The following is a 12,267-nucleotide window of genomic DNA, read 5'->3' on the forward strand; positions in this document are numbered from 1 at the left end:
GGCCGTCGTCCCTGAATTGTTGATCTCCATGGCGCCAATCCTGCGCCACCCGAGCACAGCCCGAAACCTTGAAAAACCGTCCCTCCCAAGGTGACCCATGACCTGCCGCACATCCGCTCTCAACTGGCTCGACGTTCTCTACAACTCCGTGCGCAAGACGCCCGGCGGTGTCGTGGACGCGGCCGTATTCCTGGCCGACCGTCGCGGCAAGTCGATGCACCCCGAGACCCTGCGCGCGAAGTTGCGCGGGCTTGAGGGGGAATCGGTGACGATGGAAATCGCCGAACTGCTTACCGAGTGGATGCAGGAGAAGGCCGGCGGCAGCGATTACGCCCTGGACTGGATGCAGGCGCTGGCCGGGCAGTTCGGCATGGCCGTCGCTACGGTTCCGCCGCCGCCGGAGGGAGGCTGGTCGGACGAGATCGGCGCCATCCAGACGAAGCTGCTGGAGATCACCACACGGGTGGGTCGCTTGTCGGGCACGGCGGTGGAGGCGATGGCTGATCGCCACATCGACAGCGACGAAGCCAAGCTGATGGTGGAAGAAGCCAATTCGCTGATCACGATGGCGCATCGGCTGATCCGCAACGTGTCGCGCGCTGCGGCGAAGGGGAGGGCGGTGCGATGAACCATCCCGCTCGCTCCACTGATCCAAGCACCAGCCACGAGGCAGCCAACTACATCGCTGTTACTGGCATCCAAGGCGACCAGCAAGCCGCAGCAGCTTCCGCCGTGCGCCGCCTGCCAGGCCTGACCAGCCTCGAACTGGCGAAGGAAACAGGCATCTGCCGCTACGTGCTCGCCCGACGCCTTCCCGAGCTGGCCGAAGTCGGCAGCGTGTGGCGGGGCCCGAAGAAGCCTTGCCCCGTGTCTGGCCGCAGTGCCTGCACCTGGTGGCCGGTGCCCCCGGGTCAGAACATGCTGCTGGGGCTCTGACATGTCGACCATCATCATGTCGCAGTGCTGGCCGCTGCAGGGCCTGAGCGTCACGCAGAAGGCGGTATTGATCTCGCTGGCTGACCAAGCCAACGACGACGGCGTGTGCTGGCCGGCGGTGGGCACCATCGCCGCGCGCTGCTGCATGTCGCCGCGCGCTGTCCGCACCGCCATGGATCATCTGGAAGTCGTGGGCCTACTGACCCGCGACCGCAGGTTCAACAGCAGCACTGTCTACAACGTCACCCCGGCCAAGTTCGACAAGGCCGCAGCGCCATCGAAGGGCACTCGCAAGACCGGAAAAGCCGGTACTGCATCGGGCGCAGGTGCTGCGCCCCGTGCAGGGGGTGTGCCCGATGCAGGTGGGGATGCGCCCCGTGCAGGTGGGGATGCAGCGGGCGCAGGTCTGGAGGTGCGCCCCGTGCCGCCTAACCGTCATATAACCACCAATGAACCGTCAGAAGAACCGTCATCTCCGGCGGGCCTGTCGGCCGCGCCGCCGGTGGTGGATCCGGAAACGGAGTTGCAGGCCGCATGCAGGGCGACATGGGCGGCATACGCCAGCGCCTACCGCGAGCGCCATGGCGTGGCACCGGTCCGCAACGCGAAGGTCAACGCCAACGTGAAGCAGCTGGTGCAGCGGCTCGGGCATGCCGAAGCACCGGCCGTCGCCGGGTGGTTCCTGACCGTCAACGAGCGCTACGTGGTGCAGAACATGCACGACCTGGGCTCGCTGCTGGCGAAGTGCGAGGCCTACCGCACGCAATGGGTCACCGGCAGGCAGATGACCGCGACCAGCGCCCAGCAGCAGGACCAGACCCAGAGCAACGCCAACGCCGCGGACGAGGCCAAGGCAAAGCTGCGCCAGCTGAGGGGGGCGACCAATGCTCACTGACGCCGAGCAGGATCAGCTGGTGGACATGCTGGCCTCTACTGCCGAGGTCATGGGCGAGAAGATCAGCCCCAACGCCGCGACGTACATGGTGCTGGATCTGGCCACCTATCCGCTGCGCGTGCTGGCCGAGGCGCTGACCGCCTGCCGCCGCGAGGTAAAGGGCCGGCTGAGCCTGGCCGCGATCATGGAACGCATTGACGACGGGCACCCGGCACCGAACGAAGCGTGGGCTGTGGCGATCCGGGCCGCTGACGAGGCGGTGACCGTGGTATGGACCGAGCAGACCAGGGACGCATGGACGGCGGCGCTGCCGCTGGTCGAGGAGGGCGACAAGATCGCAGCCCGGCAGGCGTTTCTGGAGGTGTACGCCCGGTTGGTGAAGAGTGCGCGCGCTGTGGGTGGCTGCGCCGTCTATCAGCCGTCGCTGGGCCATGACGCGAGTGCCCGCGCCGCAGCGCTGCAGCTGGCGGTGGACGCTGGCCGCTTGGCGCACGAGCAGGTAGCCGATCACCTGGCGCTGCCGCCGGCCACGCCCGCGTTCAATCCGCTGGCCCTGCTCGCCGGCCGAGTCGAGGCGAGCCCGGAAGCGACCGAGCGCACCCGGAAGCACCTCGCGGAAATCGCCGAGTTGTTCGGTTCCGATCAGGACGCGGCGGCATGAGGCAGGACCACGTCGAACTGGAAGTGCGCCCGGTATCCGAGCCGGTGGCAGTGGCCGGCTGGTATCTGGCCTATGGCTATGGGGTCAAGCCGCTGGTGCTGTACGCCACCCGTGGGGCCACCGTTTGGCGCGATGGCTGCCGGCAGATCCCGATCACCCGGTATGCCGGCCCGATTCCGGAGCTGCGCTGATGTGGTCGAACGGCCCGGCTCCTACGCGCGCAGAGGAAGAGCGCATCCGGGTGGCAAAGAGGGGGCCTTGCATGGTGTGCCTGCTGCTCTACATGCGGAACCTGCTGCCGAAGGACAGGGTGATTCAAGGGTGCGAGTACCACCACTGCAAGTCAGGAAACATCCGGCGCGGCCATGCATTCGGTTTCGCCATGTGCCAGTGGCACCACGAGCTTAAACCGTTGCAAGGCAGGTCATTCAAGTGGATGACCCGGACATACGGGCACAGCCTGAAGGATGGCTCCCGGACCTTCCACGAAATCTACGGCTCGGACGACGAGCTGATCGACCAACAGACCTACATCAACGAACTGAGGTTGAAGCATGACCGAATCCAAGCAATCTATGGCTGACAGGGCTCGCGCGCTGTTCGCTTCCAACCCGGGCATTGAGGTCACTGCCGTGCAGGCAAGCGATGCCGCTGGTGTTCAAGGCTGGAAGAACCGGCAGGCCATGCGCCGCACACTGCACGACCTGGTCGATGCGGGTTACCTGTCCAAGACGCCTGGCGTGGCGCCGACGTTCACGGCGACAGGCCAAGGCATGCGGCGCAAGGCGATGGCGCCAGACGAGCGAGCCGAGCGGCGGAGGGAAATCAGCCGTGCGTCGAAGGCGAAGAGGCGCGCTGCCCGGGCAGCAGCACAACCAGCCTCGCCTCGCGTGGACAGGATGACCATCAACCGGTCGCGTGTGGCGCAGCTGTCTGGCTTGGCCCCGGCCAAGCCATGGGGCAAAGAGAAGGGGAAGGGGCACCCGGCCGAGACGGTGGAGCAGTTCGAGGCCCGTGGCGGCCAGGTGCAGCGCCTTCCGGCCAGCTGGGAGCAGGCAGCATGACTGCGCTCGATCTTAAGCCGTGCCCGTTCTGCGGCTCCAAGCGGGTCCGAATCGTTGAGTTCGTGGACGGTGATGGTGATCGAGTGTTCGCTGTCGGCTGCGAAGGCTGCGGCTGCAACGGAACCCCGCACATACCGCTAATGGACGATGCCCGACCGGCAGCGATAGCTTCATGGCAGACGCGCACGGGCACCTCTATTCCGTGGCTACCGATCGATCTGGCGCCGCAGAGCAGCCGGCGTCTGATGCTATGGGACTCGGTGAGCAAGCGGCCGGTGTTTGGCAGCTGGCGCGGGGACAACCCGGCGATCACGCACTATGCGGCCGAGCCGGCCGGTCCGGACGCGGCCTGATGAACGCAATCAAGAAGCCGGCGCGATCACGCGCTGCACAAGCAAACCACCAAGGGGAAGGCGCATGCGAATGAACGATGCACGGGAACTGCTGTCCAGCCGGACGGGCCCAAAGACCATGAGCTTTGATGGGAGTGCGGGCGGCCCGACCACCCAAGAGACCGTGGCCGCACTGGCGTACGTGCCGCACGGGCTGGGGCATGAGCTGCTGCAGACAATGTGGTGGCCCGAGAGTGGTCAGCGCCGCCGTGAACAGCTGCGCCAGGCCGTAATCGCTTTGGTGGCACCTGAGTTCACCCGCCAGATGCACGAACTGGCCGACGCTCGCACGCACTTCGGCATCGCCAAGGCCAGCATGGGCTGGTGCGGCGGGATGGTCACCGATGCGCAGCGGGGTGAGCTGCGCCGAGCAGAGAAGGCTCTGGATGACGCGCGCGCTGCGGCATGGCCGAACAACACGATGGAGCAGCTTGGGGTGCTGGCCGGGGCCGTGATCGCTGAGATGGTCGGTGCATGCGAGTGCGAGCGTTGCGGCGGCAGAAAGGTCGTTCCCGATCCTGCGGGCGCAGGTGTCGTGAACTGCGGGGACTGCGGCGGAAGTGGTTGGGAGGCGCTGAGCGGCCGAAAGCGTGCAGGCGCCATTGGCGCGGATTGGTCTGCGTATAGCCGGTTCTGGCGACCGGTCTACGAGTGGATGCTCGCCAACTTCCGCGCAGCTGAAGCGCGCGCTGCAAGGCAGTTCAGCAAGGCACTCACGATGGGGATTTAGCGATGACTTCCTAGGTCATCGAAAAAGGCAGCAATCTTGCCACCATCCAATCGCAAGCCCCGGCCCAGCCGGGGCTTTTTCTTTCCGGAGAAGCTATGGCGCAAATCACTCCCCAACAGGCTGGCGGCGTGAACGTCGTGGCCTTCCTCGACATGCTGGGGTGGTCCGAAGGGACCGACAACGGCAAGCAGCCGACCAAAGACCGTGGCTATGACGTGATCGTCGGTGGTCAGTGCTTCAAGGGCTATGCCGATCATCCGCGAGTCCTCGTGCCTCTGCCGAAGCTCGGTATCCAGTCCACCGCCGCAGGCCGCTACCAGCTGCTGCGCCGCTACTACGACGCCTACCGGAAGACGCTGGGCTTGAAGGACTTCTCGCCGCTGAGTCAGGACTTGATCGCGCTGCAGCAGATCCGCGAACGCCGCGGACTCCCGCTGATACAGGCGGGCAGGATTCCGGAGGCCATCAAGGCGGTAAGCAACATATGGGCGAGCCTCCCGGGGGCAGGCTACGGGCAGCACGAACACAAGCTTGCGGACCTGCTGGCGGTGTACCGAAAGGCCGGCGGGACGGTGGCGCCGTGACCGAGCCCGTGAGCACCATGAAAATCATCGTCGGGACTTTCACCGCGGCTGTAGTGGCGCCCGCGACTGCTGATGCGCTGCGGGAGGCAGAGCGAGTCATCCTCGGCGTGCCCCAGTCTGTGCTGCTGGTGGCCATGGCCGGCGCGCTGATCGGCGTCCTGCTGTTGCCGGAGAAGGACGCGGAGCGGGTTGCGGCCGACGCGAGCCGCCGGCGCGGGCATCGGTTGTTGCAGACCGCCGCGCGTTGGGCCGCCCTCGCTGTCGCGGTAGTGGCCTACGCCATCGTGGCCGCGTGGGTCATCGCTGTTGCCGCGTCCGTTTGGCCAGCACTGGCGGGCGCCCCCCAGCTGCCGTTGGCCGGCCTGTCCGGCGTTCTGATCCGCCGGCTGCTGCCCGGCTACGTGCGCATGGTGGAGAAAGCCACCGGCGCCATCGGAGGCGATAAGCCATGAACGTACTGATTCGATTCCTAGGCGCAGCCTGGAGCCTGGTCATCGGGGCCGGAGCCGACGCCCTTCAATGGCTGAGTAAGCCAGGCAGCAAGGTGAAGCTGGTGTGTGCCGTGCTGGCCTTCGGCTGTGCGGTGTCCGGGCTGACCGCTTGGGAGAAAGAACAGAAGATCCGCGACCTGAGCGCTCAGGTGGTCAAGGTCCGGTCCGACTGGAAAGCCGACGCCGCCCGATTGCAGGCGGACGTGGACACCCGCGACCAGCGCTTGGCCGAGGTCGCCACCGCACTGAGGGCCGAGGCCGAGAAGCTGGAAGCTCTCAAGGCAGAGAGCGCGGCGGCGTTGCAGGCCCTGGCCGGCAAGATCGAAGCGTCCGAGAAGGAGGCTTCCACCTGGCGCGGCCGCTACGAGCAGCGGCCCGACACCTGCAAGGCGGCCCTGGAGCTGCTTGATTCCGCCTGCCCAGCATTGAAGGGGTACTGACATGCGCGTCATCGTGGTTGTCACAGCTGCGCTACTGGCCGCATGCCAGGCCGCACCCACCAAGCCGAACCCACCGCCGCCGGCCTTGATCAAGGTTCCGGTGGCCACCTACGTTCCCATCGATGCCGCGCTGACCAAGCGTTGCAGCTGGGTGCGGGATGGGAAGCCATCGGCGGTGTTCGACGTGAGCAATGGCCGGAAGCGCTGCCTGATGCAGTATGAGGCGCAGTTCGAGGCCATTGGCCAGGTGCAGGGCCGGCCAGTCCCGGAGAGCGGCCTGTGAGCTGGGTTGAGGGAGTGGTGTGCATAGCGGCCATCATCGGTTTCTGCGTCGTCACCGACACCATCTGTGGCGTGGTGCGCTTTCGGCATTGGGAGCGGGTGAAGTCGCGCGGCCATGGGTACACGCCCTTGCCGCCAGAGAGAAATCCTGGTCCTCCACCGGGACCGGAATGATGAGGCGGGGAAACTCTTCGGCGCGGGTACTGGCGCTGGGCCGGCTTAAGACCGGCGAGATGAACAAGACCGAAGCCGCGTATGCCGAACGGCTGCGCGCGCTGCAGGCTGCCGGCGAGATCCAGTGGCACCGGTTCGAAGGCCTGAAGCTGCGTCTGGCGGACAACACCTTCTACACGCCGGACTTTGCCGTGTTGGAGGCCGACGGTGTCATGGCTTGCCACGAGGTGAAGGGCCACTGGCAGGACGACGCAAGGGCCAAGATCAAGATCGCCGCGGCCATGTACCCGTTCCGCTTCATTGCGGTGAAGGTCAAGCCCAAGCGCGACGGTGGCGGCTGGGCTGTGGAGGAGTTCTGATGGCTGGAGCGGTGATGACTTCCGTCCGCATGCGCTGGTGGCTGCGCTGCTACTTGGCCGCAGTGGTGTGGTTCGCCAGGGCTACGGGCATGGAGCCGGACTGGGATCAGGTCGAGCGGTGGATACGCCGCGGCCTGTTCCTGCGAACAACGAGGGTTGCTGATGGACGTTGCACGGATTGAAGCACTGGCAACGGCGCTAACCGCCGAACAGGCTGCGCGCGCTGGTGCTGACGCGGCCCTGGCCGCACGCATCGACGGAAGCGCAGACGCTCGCATCGATCGCCTGGTCGGGATCATCGAGCAGCAGGGACTGCAGATCGCCGAGCTTGCCACGCACGTCGGCATGCTCGTGCAGTCAGTGGCTCAGCTGCTGGGTGAGGAGATGGGATCGCCGGCCCAGGACGAAGGCGCCGAGCCAGAACGCGTGGATCTGGACGGGAAACCGTACTGATGGGCGGACTGGCAGGCAATCGCCAAGCAAAGCGCGCGTTGCCAACGAACAGCAGGGCATGGCGTGCGCTGCGGGAAACGATCCTGCTGCGCGACCTGTATCGGTGCCAGGAGCAGGCCTGTGGCGTGCTGTGCGCCGGTAAGGGGCAAGCCCACGTCGATCACGTGGATGGCAATCCGAACAACAACACTCCGGAGAACCTTCGGACGCTGTGCGTCAGCTGCCATAGCAGGAAAACGGCGCGCGAGGATGGCGGCTTCGGCAACACAGAGCGCGTCCTGGTCGGTTGCGACGCCGATGGATGGCCACTGCAGGCGTCACGACCGGGCATCGCGCGGCCGAAGTTATCCACAGAAACCTGAACGGGGGGCGAAAAAGTTTGGGTCGATTCGCCAGCGATACGTGCGCCCCCCCAAACGCACGCATCCACAGTTGGAAAGACGACCCCCATTCCTGAACAAGCATTGCCTTGTTCAGTGAGCGATTCAGACGGTGAACCATGGCGAATCCCCGCACTCCAGCAGCGAAAGCGGCCGTGTCCGGTGCTGCGGCAAAGAACCCGCAGCGGCATCGAAATCGAAAGACGCCGAAGGGGCCAAAAGCCATCGGCGCTCCCTACAGGGGAATGACCAAAGAACAGGTCGCCGTCTGGAAAGAACAGGTCGAGAACATGCCTTGGCTGCACGCCGGTCACCGGCTGCTGCTGCGCCAGGTGTGCATCCTCGCCGCGCGAATGGCGACCGACCCGGAGATGGGTGTTTCGGCGATGCAGGCACTGGGCTCGCTCCTGTCGAAGCTCGGTGCCACGCCGGTGGATGAGACGAAAGTGAATCATGGCCCAGGCGAAGACGAAGACCCGGACGACAAGCATTTCTGACTGCCGGACCAGCGAGTATCCGCTGGCAGTGGTGGAAGGCCGGACCGTTGCAGGCCCGCACGTGCGCAACGCCTGCCGGCGACACCTGAAAGACCTTGAGGACGCTCACGAGAGAGGCCTGTACTTCGACCGCGAAGCGGCGGACAAGAAGATCGCTTTCTTCGAAGACGTGCTGCGGCTGAGTGAGGGGCAGTTCGAAGGGAAGCCGTTCAAGCTGCACCCCAGCCAGGCGTTCAAGATCGGCAGCCTGTTCGGTTGGAAACAGGCGGATGGCACGCGCCGCTTTCGGCGTGCGTACATCGAGGAAGGCAAGGGCAACGGCAAGTCGCCTATGGCGGGCGGTATCGCGCTGATCGGGCTCTGCGCCGATCAGGAGGCCGGCGCCCAGGTGTACGCGGTGGCCTCGCATAAGGATCAGGCGGGCATCCTGTTCCGCGATGCGGTCAAGATGGTCAAGGCTTCCCCGGCGCTGAAGAAACGGCTGGAGTTCTCAGGCGGTGAGGGCAAGGAATACAACATCGCCCACCACAAGTCGCAGAGCTACTTCCGGCCAGCGTCCCGCGACGTTGGCAAGACGGGTTCCGGCTACCGCCCGCACTTTGTCCTGGCCGACGAAGTGCACGAGATGGCGGACGGCAAGATCATCGAAATGATGGAGAACGGGTTTAAGTTCCGCCGTTCGCCGCTGCTGTTCATGATCACCAACTCGGGCAGTGACCGGAACAGCGTTGCATGGGCCGAACACGAGCACGCGGTAAAGGTCGCAGCCGGCCATACGGAGGCCGTGAACGATCCGACTTTCATCGGTGAACCCATCGATGACCGCACGTTCTCGTTTGTCTGCGGGCTGGATGAGGGTGATGACCCGCTGGAGGATCCGCGTTGTTGGTTGAAGGCCAACCCGATGCTTGGCATCACGATCACGGAAGAGTACCTAAAGGCCCGGGTAGACCTGGCCAAGCAGATCCCCAGCAAGCTCAACGAGATCCTGCGGCTCAACTTCTGCATGTGGACAGACGCGGACCAGGCCTGGCTCAGCCGCGACACGCTCGAGCCGGCCCTGCAGCCGTTTGAGATCTCGCAGCACCACGGCAAGCGCATGCACTTGGGGCTGGACCTGTCGCAGAACCGCGACATTACGGCGCTGGGCGCGGTAGTGGAGACTGGTTCGAAGGAAGTGCTGGTAGAGGTCGAGGGCAAGAAAACGCTGGTCAGCAAGCCGACGTTTGATGCGTGGGTAGAGGCATGGACTCCGGGCGATACGGTCAAGGCCCGCGAGCTACGCGACAAGCTTCCGTACAGCACGTGGATTGCCAAGGGCCACCTGCACGCGCCACAGGGCCAGACGATCAGCTACCGGCACGTCGCGCAAACGGTGGCCGAGTATGACCGAGACTTCGAAATCGCTCAGGTTGCCTACGACCGGTACGCGTTCCGCCAGTTCGAAGAGGAAGTCAAAGAACTGGGCCTCTCGGTTTCGTTCGTTGAGCACCCGCAGGGTGGCCTGAAGAAGGGCAAGCCCACAGAGGCGGCAGTAAAGGCCGCCGCCGCCGCAGGTAAGCCGGCGCCGGAAGGCCTGTGGATGCCTGGATCCCTCCGATTGTTCGAAGAAGCACTGCTGGAAGGTCGCGTCCGCTTGCTCGGGAACCCCGTGCTGGTGTCGGCAATCATGTCGGCCGTCATCGAAAGCGATAAGTGGGAAAACCGTTGGCTGTCCAAGGCACGGTCCGTCAACAAGATCGACGCCGCGGTAGCGGTCGTGATGGCTTTCGGCTCCGCACATTCATCGGTCGCGCCTGCCTCTGTCTATGAGCAGCGGGGCATCCGATTCCTATAGGAAATGCAATGTCCAGGTTCAACGAAGAAGATATCAAGTCGCTGGACCGGATCTGGAATCCGCCGCCGGCGGCGCCCCAAGGCGCACGGGCTGAGGCTGGCCAGTTCACGGGGATGGATGACCCGGCGCTGCTGGAGTTCATCCGGGCGCAGAGCGGGCAGGGCGGTGGTGGCTACCAGCTGCGCAACATGGCGGTGCTCCGCTGCCTGTCTCTGATCTGCGGGACCATCGGCATGCTGCCGCTGAACCTGATCGAGTCTGGCGGGAAAAAACGGATAGCCACCGAGCACCCTGCGCACCGCCTGCTCAAGGTCAAGCCGAACCCGTGGCAAACGCCGTTGGAGTTCAAGCGGCAGATGGAGCTGGCCCGGCAGCGCCACGGTGACGCCTACGCACGGATCGTGTGGTCAGCAGGCCGACCCATCCATCTCATCCCGTTGGACTCGCCCGCGGTGCGCGCCGAGCTTGGCGACGACTGGCGGATGATCTACCGCTTCAACAGCAAAAAGCGCGGCGAGGTGGTGCTCAAGCAGGAAGAGGTCCTGCACATCCGCGATATCTCCGTGGACGGTGTCACCAGCTTGTCGAGGATGAAACTGGCCGACCGGGCAATTCGCCTGGCGCTGGATGCGGAGCGAGCTGCGAGCCGCATCTTCGAAACCGGCAACATGGCCGGTGGTGCTATCGAAGTGCCGAACGCGCTAAGCGAGATCGCCTACGGCCGCATGCGCGGATCGCTGGAGACCGAGTATGCCGGCGCTGCAGCAGCACAGAAATGGATGCTGTTGGAAGAGGGAGCCAAGGCCAACAAGTTCGGCAGCACGGCGCAGGAAGCGCAGCACGTCGAGAACCGGAATGCCCAGGTGGAGGAAGTGGCCAGGCTCTACGGCGTTCCCCGGCCGCTGCTGTTCCTGAGTGATACCAGCTGGGGCACCGGCATCGAGCAGTTGGGCATCTTCTTCCTGCAGTACACGATGCTGGAGCACTTTACCAACTGGGAACAGGCGGTGGCGCGGTCGCTTATTCCAGAGCGCGACCTGGAGCGTTTCCAGCCGAAGTTCAACGTGCGGGCGCTGATGCGCGGAACGCTCAAGGATCAGGCCGAATTCTTCAAGGCCGCCCTCGGCTCTGGTGGCACCAAGCCGTTCCACACGCAGAACGAGATCCGCGACCTGCTGGATTACCCCGAATCGGACCAGCCAGGCGCCAACGACCTGATCAACCCCATGACACAGAAGGGAAAGAGCGATGAGCCTCCGGCAGCTGCCTGAAATCCGTGCCGAGCGACGGCTCGGCGCCGCCCAGTTCGATATGCGGCCCGACGCGCTGGAACGCTGGGAGCCGGAAGTCCGCGCTGCCGGCAACGACGCAAACAGCATCTCCATCTACGATTCGATCGGCGAGAACTGGGAGGGCACGGGCGTTACCGCCAAGCGGATCAGCGCCGCCCTTCGTGCGATTGGCAGCAAGGATGTGGTGGTAAACGTCAACTCCCCCGGCGGTGACTTCTTCGAGGGCGTGGCGATCTACAACCTGCTGCGCGAGCACCAGGGACGCGTGACGGTCCAGGTGATGGGGCTGGCTGCGTCGGCCGCATCGGTTATCGCCATGGCCGGCGATGAGATCCTGATGGGCGACGGGGCGTTCCTGATGATCCACAACGCGTGGGCGGTGGCCATCGGCAACCGGCACGACATGGCGGACGCGGCAAAGCTGCTGGAGCCCTTCGACGCTGCCATGGCAAAGGTCTACGCCGCTCGCTCGGGTATCACCGAGGCGGAAGCGGCTCGCATGATGGACGAGGAAACGTGGATCAGCGCCGCCCAGGCCGTGGAAGATGGCTTTGCCGATGGCCTGCTCGACGGGGCCGCCGCCACGAAGGATGCCAAGCAGGCATCGGGCGGCCGCAAGGCGCTCGCCCTGGTGGAAGCCGCCATGGCCAAGGCTGGCCACTCCCGATCCATGCGACGCGACACCCTCAAATCGCTGTTCAACGGCAAGCCGAGCGCTGCCGACCCTGCCATGCCGAGCGCTGGCGGAAACGAAACCACGGCCCTGTTGCAGGGCCTTCTCGACAACATCAAAGCCTAAG

At 65.1% G+C, this 12,267-nt stretch carries 20 protein-coding genes; all 20 read left to right on the forward strand.

The window, feature by feature from the left end:
• The first annotated feature begins 97 nt into the window (after nt 1–97).
• A complete protein-coding gene (locus ACFX4F_RS00335) occupies nt 98–628 on the forward strand; it encodes a phage regulatory CII family protein (protein WP_380651076.1) in 531 nt (176 codons plus the stop codon).
• Nucleotides 625–936, forward strand: a complete 312-nt coding sequence (locus ACFX4F_RS00340) for a winged helix-turn-helix domain-containing protein (protein ID WP_380651079.1) — start codon at nt 625–627, stop codon at nt 934–936. The genes ACFX4F_RS00335 and ACFX4F_RS00340 overlap by 4 nt, the downstream gene beginning before the upstream one ends.
• Nucleotide 937: 1 nt before the next feature.
• Nucleotides 938–1,831 carry a helix-turn-helix domain-containing protein gene (locus ACFX4F_RS00345; RefSeq protein ID WP_380651082.1) on the forward strand — a complete coding sequence of 298 codons (894 nt, stop codon included), beginning with the start codon at nt 938–940 and terminating at the stop codon, nt 1,829–1,831.
• Nucleotides 1,821–2,492: a hypothetical protein gene (locus tag ACFX4F_RS00350; protein ID WP_380651085.1), complete on the forward strand. Its 672-nt coding sequence runs from the start codon at nt 1,821–1,823 to the stop codon at nt 2,490–2,492. The genes ACFX4F_RS00345 and ACFX4F_RS00350 overlap by 11 nt, the downstream gene beginning before the upstream one ends.
• The gene (locus tag ACFX4F_RS00355) at nt 2,489–2,683 is read left to right on the forward strand and encodes a hypothetical protein (protein WP_117310023.1); all 195 of its coding nucleotides are present in this window, start codon (nt 2,489–2,491) and stop codon (nt 2,681–2,683) included. The genes ACFX4F_RS00350 and ACFX4F_RS00355 overlap by 4 nt, the downstream gene beginning before the upstream one ends.
• The gene (locus tag ACFX4F_RS00360) at nt 2,683–3,075 is read left to right on the forward strand and encodes a Ref family recombination enhancement nuclease (RefSeq protein ID WP_380651088.1); all 393 of its coding nucleotides are present in this window, start codon (nt 2,683–2,685) and stop codon (nt 3,073–3,075) included. Before ACFX4F_RS00355 ends, ACFX4F_RS00360 begins: the two co-directional genes overlap by 1 nt.
• A complete protein-coding gene (locus ACFX4F_RS00365; protein ID WP_380651091.1) occupies nt 3,047–3,556 on the forward strand; it encodes a hypothetical protein in 510 nt (169 codons plus the stop codon). Before ACFX4F_RS00360 ends, ACFX4F_RS00365 begins: the two co-directional genes overlap by 29 nt.
• Nucleotides 3,553–3,909 carry a Lar family restriction alleviation protein gene (locus ACFX4F_RS00370; RefSeq protein WP_380651094.1) on the forward strand — a complete coding sequence of 119 codons (357 nt, stop codon included), beginning with the start codon at nt 3,553–3,555 and terminating at the stop codon, nt 3,907–3,909. Before ACFX4F_RS00365 ends, ACFX4F_RS00370 begins: the two co-directional genes overlap by 4 nt.
• A 70-nt stretch (nt 3,910–3,979) precedes the next feature.
• Entirely contained in the window at nt 3,980–4,678 is a 699-nt protein-coding gene (locus ACFX4F_RS00375; RefSeq protein ID WP_380651097.1) for a hypothetical protein, read from the forward strand.
• Nucleotides 4,679–4,773: 95 nt separating this feature from the next.
• Nucleotides 4,774–5,262 (forward strand): lysozyme, encoded by a 489-nt coding sequence (locus tag ACFX4F_RS00380; protein WP_380651100.1) that lies wholly within the window; start codon nt 4,774–4,776, stop codon nt 5,260–5,262.
• Between the two features lie 17 nt (nt 5,263–5,279).
• Nucleotides 5,280–5,714 (forward strand): hypothetical protein, encoded by a 435-nt coding sequence (locus tag ACFX4F_RS00385; protein ID WP_380651103.1) that lies wholly within the window; start codon nt 5,280–5,282, stop codon nt 5,712–5,714.
• The gene (locus ACFX4F_RS00390) at nt 5,711–6,193 is read left to right on the forward strand and encodes a hypothetical protein (RefSeq protein ID WP_380651106.1); all 483 of its coding nucleotides are present in this window, start codon (nt 5,711–5,713) and stop codon (nt 6,191–6,193) included. The genes ACFX4F_RS00385 and ACFX4F_RS00390 overlap by 4 nt, the downstream gene beginning before the upstream one ends.
• A gap of 1 nt (nt 6,194) precedes the next feature.
• Nucleotides 6,195–6,476 (forward strand): hypothetical protein, encoded by a 282-nt coding sequence (locus ACFX4F_RS00395; protein WP_380651108.1) that lies wholly within the window; start codon nt 6,195–6,197, stop codon nt 6,474–6,476.
• Nucleotides 6,477–6,708: 232 nt separating this feature from the next.
• Nucleotides 6,709–7,008, forward strand: coding sequence for a DUF1064 domain-containing protein (locus ACFX4F_RS00400; protein WP_312704273.1), 300 nt, complete (start codon nt 6,709–6,711; stop codon nt 7,006–7,008).
• Nucleotides 7,009–7,170: 162 nt separating this feature from the next.
• Nucleotides 7,171–7,461, forward strand: a complete 291-nt coding sequence (locus ACFX4F_RS00405; RefSeq protein ID WP_380651112.1) for a hypothetical protein — start codon at nt 7,171–7,173, stop codon at nt 7,459–7,461.
• The gene (locus ACFX4F_RS00410; protein WP_380651115.1) at nt 7,461–7,823 is read left to right on the forward strand and encodes an HNH endonuclease; all 363 of its coding nucleotides are present in this window, start codon (nt 7,461–7,463) and stop codon (nt 7,821–7,823) included. The genes ACFX4F_RS00405 and ACFX4F_RS00410 overlap by 1 nt, the downstream gene beginning before the upstream one ends.
• Nucleotides 7,824–7,960: 137 nt before the next feature.
• The gene (locus ACFX4F_RS00415) at nt 7,961–8,338 is read left to right on the forward strand and encodes a hypothetical protein (RefSeq protein WP_380651118.1); all 378 of its coding nucleotides are present in this window, start codon (nt 7,961–7,963) and stop codon (nt 8,336–8,338) included.
• On the forward strand, nt 8,295–10,175 hold the full coding sequence (locus ACFX4F_RS00420; protein ID WP_380651121.1) for a terminase large subunit: 1,881 nt from the start codon (nt 8,295–8,297) through the stop codon (nt 10,173–10,175). Before ACFX4F_RS00415 ends, ACFX4F_RS00420 begins: the two co-directional genes overlap by 44 nt.
• 8 nt (nt 10,176–10,183) lie before the next feature.
• Nucleotides 10,184–11,446 carry a phage portal protein gene (locus ACFX4F_RS00425; protein ID WP_380651124.1) on the forward strand — a complete coding sequence of 421 codons (1,263 nt, stop codon included), beginning with the start codon at nt 10,184–10,186 and terminating at the stop codon, nt 11,444–11,446.
• A complete protein-coding gene (locus ACFX4F_RS00430) occupies nt 11,424–12,266 on the forward strand; it encodes a head maturation protease, ClpP-related (protein ID WP_380651127.1) in 843 nt (280 codons plus the stop codon). The genes ACFX4F_RS00425 and ACFX4F_RS00430 overlap by 23 nt, the downstream gene beginning before the upstream one ends.
• Nucleotide 12,267: the final 1 nt, after the last annotated feature.

This window comes from Stenotrophomonas sp. YIM B13575 (genome assembly GCF_042787595.1).
Classification (GTDB): Bacteria; Pseudomonadota; Gammaproteobacteria; order Xanthomonadales; family Xanthomonadaceae; genus Stenotrophomonas; species Stenotrophomonas lactitubi_B.

What these genes read in the sequence shown, in the direction of transcription:
- ACFX4F_RS00415 (WP_380651118.1), top strand. Translation starts at nt 7,961, where the DNA reads ATGGCGAATCCCCGCACTCCAGCAGCGAAAGCGGCCGTGTCCGGTGCT.
- ACFX4F_RS00430 (WP_380651127.1), top strand. Translation starts at nt 11,424, where the DNA reads ATGAGCCTCCGGCAGCTGCCTGAAATCCGTGCCGAGCGACGGCTCGGC.
- ACFX4F_RS00425 (WP_380651124.1), top strand. Translation starts at nt 10,184, where the DNA reads ATGTCCAGGTTCAACGAAGAAGATATCAAGTCGCTGGACCGGATCTGG.
- ACFX4F_RS00420 (WP_380651121.1), top strand. Translation starts at nt 8,295, where the DNA reads ATGGCCCAGGCGAAGACGAAGACCCGGACGACAAGCATTTCTGACTGC.
- ACFX4F_RS00340 (WP_380651079.1), top strand. Translation starts at nt 625, where the DNA reads ATGAACCATCCCGCTCGCTCCACTGATCCAAGCACCAGCCACGAGGCA.
- ACFX4F_RS00345 (WP_380651082.1), top strand. Translation starts at nt 938, where the DNA reads ATGTCGACCATCATCATGTCGCAGTGCTGGCCGCTGCAGGGCCTGAGC.
- ACFX4F_RS00390 (WP_380651106.1), top strand. Translation starts at nt 5,711, where the DNA reads ATGAACGTACTGATTCGATTCCTAGGCGCAGCCTGGAGCCTGGTCATC.
- ACFX4F_RS00405 (WP_380651112.1), top strand. Translation starts at nt 7,171, where the DNA reads ATGGACGTTGCACGGATTGAAGCACTGGCAACGGCGCTAACCGCCGAA.
- ACFX4F_RS00360 (WP_380651088.1), top strand. Translation starts at nt 2,683, where the DNA reads ATGTGGTCGAACGGCCCGGCTCCTACGCGCGCAGAGGAAGAGCGCATC.
- ACFX4F_RS00395 (WP_380651108.1), top strand. Translation starts at nt 6,195, where the DNA reads ATGCGCGTCATCGTGGTTGTCACAGCTGCGCTACTGGCCGCATGCCAG.
- ACFX4F_RS00365 (WP_380651091.1), top strand. Translation starts at nt 3,047, where the DNA reads ATGACCGAATCCAAGCAATCTATGGCTGACAGGGCTCGCGCGCTGTTC.
- ACFX4F_RS00335 (WP_380651076.1), top strand. Translation starts at nt 98, where the DNA reads ATGACCTGCCGCACATCCGCTCTCAACTGGCTCGACGTTCTCTACAAC.
- ACFX4F_RS00375 (WP_380651097.1), top strand. Translation starts at nt 3,980, where the DNA reads ATGAACGATGCACGGGAACTGCTGTCCAGCCGGACGGGCCCAAAGACC.
- ACFX4F_RS00400 (WP_312704273.1), top strand. Translation starts at nt 6,709, where the DNA reads ATGAACAAGACCGAAGCCGCGTATGCCGAACGGCTGCGCGCGCTGCAG.
- ACFX4F_RS00355 (WP_117310023.1), top strand. Translation starts at nt 2,489, where the DNA reads ATGAGGCAGGACCACGTCGAACTGGAAGTGCGCCCGGTATCCGAGCCG.
- ACFX4F_RS00385 (WP_380651103.1), top strand. Translation starts at nt 5,280, where the DNA reads ATGAAAATCATCGTCGGGACTTTCACCGCGGCTGTAGTGGCGCCCGCG.
- ACFX4F_RS00410 (WP_380651115.1), top strand. Translation starts at nt 7,461, where the DNA reads ATGGGCGGACTGGCAGGCAATCGCCAAGCAAAGCGCGCGTTGCCAACG.
- ACFX4F_RS00350 (WP_380651085.1), top strand. Translation starts at nt 1,821, where the DNA reads ATGCTCACTGACGCCGAGCAGGATCAGCTGGTGGACATGCTGGCCTCT.
- ACFX4F_RS00370 (WP_380651094.1), top strand. Translation starts at nt 3,553, where the DNA reads ATGACTGCGCTCGATCTTAAGCCGTGCCCGTTCTGCGGCTCCAAGCGG.
- ACFX4F_RS00380 (WP_380651100.1), top strand. Translation starts at nt 4,774, where the DNA reads ATGGCGCAAATCACTCCCCAACAGGCTGGCGGCGTGAACGTCGTGGCC.